This window comes from Methyloceanibacter sp., assembly GCF_050728395.1.
Lineage (GTDB): Bacteria > Pseudomonadota > Alphaproteobacteria > Rhizobiales > Methyloligellaceae > Methyloceanibacter.
On the sequence record NZ_JBOHJB010000184.1, the window covers coordinates 1 to 2,276 of the forward strand.

General features: G+C 60.3%; 2 protein-coding genes and 1 pseudogene. All 3 read left to right on the top strand.

Annotation, left to right across the window (positions count from 1 at the left end):
- On the top strand, nucleotides 1–548 hold a 548-nt coding region (locus ACREC7_RS16380; RefSeq protein ID WP_431556751.1), incomplete at its 5' end, for a DUF6537 domain-containing protein.
- Nucleotides 545–772 (top strand): SDR family NAD(P)-dependent oxidoreductase, encoded by a 228-nt coding sequence (locus tag ACREC7_RS16385; RefSeq protein WP_431556752.1) that lies wholly within the window; start codon nucleotides 545–547, stop codon nucleotides 770–772. The genes ACREC7_RS16380 and ACREC7_RS16385, both read left to right, overlap by 4 nt.
- Before the next feature lie 30 nt (nucleotides 773–802).
- A pseudogene (locus ACREC7_RS16390) lies at nucleotides 803–2,177 on the top strand (IS701 family transposase).
- The last annotated feature ends 99 nt before the right edge of the window (nucleotides 2,178–2,276 follow it).

The window sequence follows — 2,276 nt, forward strand, 5'->3', positions numbered from 1 at the left end:
CATGCGTTCCCCGCCGCACAGGACTCACCGAAGCCGTCGTTCACAGCTATTTCAAGCTGCTCGCGTACAAGGATGAATATGAAATCGGGCGGCTGTACAGCGGGCCTGAATTTGTTCGAAAACTTGCCGAGCAGTTTGAGGGGAACTATCGCATCGCGTTCAATCTCGCACCGCCGCTTTTGGCCCGGCGTGATCGCGCAACTGGTGTACCGCGCAAGATTTCGTTCGGACCTTGGGTGCTGTCGGCTTTCAGGCTCCTTGCGCGGGCACGGCGCTTGCGTGGCACGTTGTTTGACCCCTTCGGCTGGACCAAGGAGCGTCGCAACGAGCGGCAGTTGATTGGACAATACGAGAATCTGATTGCGGAGATCCTCGAAGGGCTTGAGCCGTATCGCTACGAAACGGCCGTGCAATTGGCTTCGCTGCCGCAATCCATACGCGGATTCGGGCACGTGAAGGCGAAAAGCATCGACGACGCAAAAGCGCAAGAGCGGCGGTTGCGCGAAACGTGGCGCACGGCGCGCCCGTTGGAACAGGTCGCCGCATGAATCCTGGTTGCAAGAAGCGGGCACTCGTGACTGGAGCATCAGGCTCACTCGGTCGCGACATTTCGCCAAGACTTTGGCGCGCGCCGGAATGCAAGTTGCTTGCCGCGCGTCGCGCCGAGGCGCTCAAAGCGACCGTCGAGGAAATTCAAGCAAGCGGTGGAGAGGCCGTTGCGGTCGAGATGGATGTGACGGACTCGACTAGCACTACTTTGGCAGATTATTAGCGGGCACGGGATTCCCAAATCACTTTTTCTGTGACTCATGGGTGGTCGGCTTTTGGAGGGGCCGACCATGATTAGCAGGACGTGGGACTGGGAGAACGAGCTTGCCCGCTGGCTCAAACCATTTCTGAATCGGCTGGGGCACAAGGCGCGGCGCCAGATGTGTCCGCTCTACGTATCGGGGCTGATCGGCCCTGGCGATCGCAAGAGCATTCAGCCGATGGCGAGGCGGCTTGCGCTCGGCGAATGCGATCAATTGCACCATTTCATTGCGGCCGGGGTCTGGGATGCAACGCCTGTGGAAACAGAGCTGCTCGTCCAAGCGGATAGGCTCGTCGGCGGCAGCGATGCAGTGCTGGTGGTTGACGACACCGCGATACCCAAGAAGGGCACGCATTCGGTGGGTGTCGCCGCGCAATATGCTTCGGCGCTCGGCAAGACCGCCAACTGCCAGACACTGGTGTCGCTGACGCTTGCCGGCGGCGAAGTACCGGTCATGCTGGCTTTGCGGTTGTTTCTTCCTGAGAGTTGGACGAGCAATCGGGCTCGGTTGGAGCGAGCGGGCGTTCCGGCCGAGTATCGAACGGCGCGGACAAAACTGGAGATAGCTCTGGCGGAGATCGATCGTATCATCGCCGCCGGTGTGCGCTTCGGCTGTGTGCTGGCGGACGCCGGGTATGGGATGAGCGCGCTGTTCCGGCAGGGGCTCACGGCTCGCAAATTGACCTGGGCGGTCGGAATTCCACGCCGCCTCAAGGTTTACCCTGCCGATGTGCGGATGATCCGGCCGGTTGCCAAGCGCGGTCGTCGCCGGCGGCGGCAGGTCCCAAATATTCTATCGACACCGGCCGAAAACATGCTGGCCAAAGCCGAATGGCACACCATCAGTTGGCGCACCGGCACGAAAGGAAAGCTCAAGGCTCGTTTTGCTGTTGTCCGCGTGCGGGTCGCCGACGGACCAAGGCAGCGGATCAGGGACAAAGGCCAGCAACATCTGCCCGGGGATGAGGCTTGGCTCATCGGTGAACATAGAGATTCGGGTGAGAAGAAATGCTATCTCGCCAACCTGCCGGCAAAAACTGACCTGCGCACTTTGGCGGCCACCATCAAGGCGCGATGGATTTGCGAGCAGGGTCACCAGCAACTGAAAGAAGAACTGGGTCTCGATCACTTCGAGGGCCGATCCTGGCAGGGCCTGCATCGTCATGCGCTAATGACAATGATCGCCTACGCTTTCCTCCAGCATCGCCGGCTCGCGACAGCAAAGCGGAAAAAAAAGAATCAACGGGCCGCCGCCTCAACCGACCTTGCCAGCCGTGCGCCGAGCCATCCTCGAACTCATCGCTCGACCACCACCGCAACGATGCCCGCACTGCCGAAAATGGATTTGCAGCGAGCGGCGGCATGAGTAAATCTGCCAAAGTAGTGCTAGTAGCGATGCACTGTGATTTTGACCGTTTGAACGGGCTACGCCACTTAATCCCTCCCCCGCGAGCCAGACCGGGTG

What these genes read in the sequence shown, in the direction of transcription:
- ACREC7_RS16385 (WP_431556752.1), top strand. Translation starts at nt 545, where the DNA reads ATGAATCCTGGTTGCAAGAAGCGGGCACTCGTGACTGGAGCATCAGGC.